1 protein-coding gene is annotated in these 788 nt (G+C 58.9%); it reads right to left on the bottom strand.

Annotated elements, in window-relative coordinates; translation table 11 throughout:
- Positions 1 to 676: IS21 family transposase (istA, locus tag ACE04I_RS20100; protein WP_487207545.1), on the bottom strand; the 676-nt coding region annotated here is incomplete at its 3' end.
- Between the last annotated feature and the right edge of the window lie 112 nt (positions 677 to 788).

Below are 788 nucleotides of genomic sequence, written 5' to 3'. Positions count from 1 at the left end.
GGTAGTGGCTGGCCATCGCCAGGAAGCGCACGTTGACGTCACGCTCCTTGCCACGGCCGACCTTGTCGATTGCCGTGCGCATGTTGTCGTAGATGCCGCGACCGGGGATGCCGCCAAACACGCGGAACGCATGATTGTGGGCATCGAACAGCATCTCATGCGTCTGAAGGAGATAGGCCCGGACAATGAAGGCGCGGCTATAGCTCAGCTTCGTATGTGCGACCTGCAGCTTGGTGCGCTCATTGCCGATGATAGCCCAGTCTTCCGACCAGTCGAACTGGAACGCTTCGCCCGGTTCGAAGGCCAGGGGCACGAACGTTCCGCGCCCTGTCGTCTGGAATTCCCTCTGCCGATCTGCCTTCCATTCCCGGGCAAAGGCTGCAACACGGCAATAGGAACCATCATAGCCGAGGCTCACCAGGTCGGCATGGAGTTGTTTTAGGGTGCGCTTTTGCTTGCGGCCCTTCTTGGATTCCGTCTTCAGCCAGGCCGACAGCCGATCCGCGAACGGATCAAGCTTGCTCGGTCGCTCTGGGACCTTGAACTTCGGCTCCACGCCGTCCAGGCGCAGGTATTTGCGGACAGTGTTCCGGGACAGGCCGGTCCTGCGGCAAACCTCCCGGATCGATAGATGCTCTCGAAAATGCCAGCGTCGGATTACGCTCAGTAACGCCATGTCGATCACTCCAGAGCCCCCGCTGAAACCTCGCGAAGGATGATTGAAACATGGGTCAAATCTCAGTGATAATTTCCCGCAATCCCGGGTCAGCTCTCAGTGCAAATCAACA

The organism is Rhizobium moroccans (genome assembly GCF_057559155.1).
This window is presented reverse-complemented; position numbering and strand designations above follow the sequence as displayed.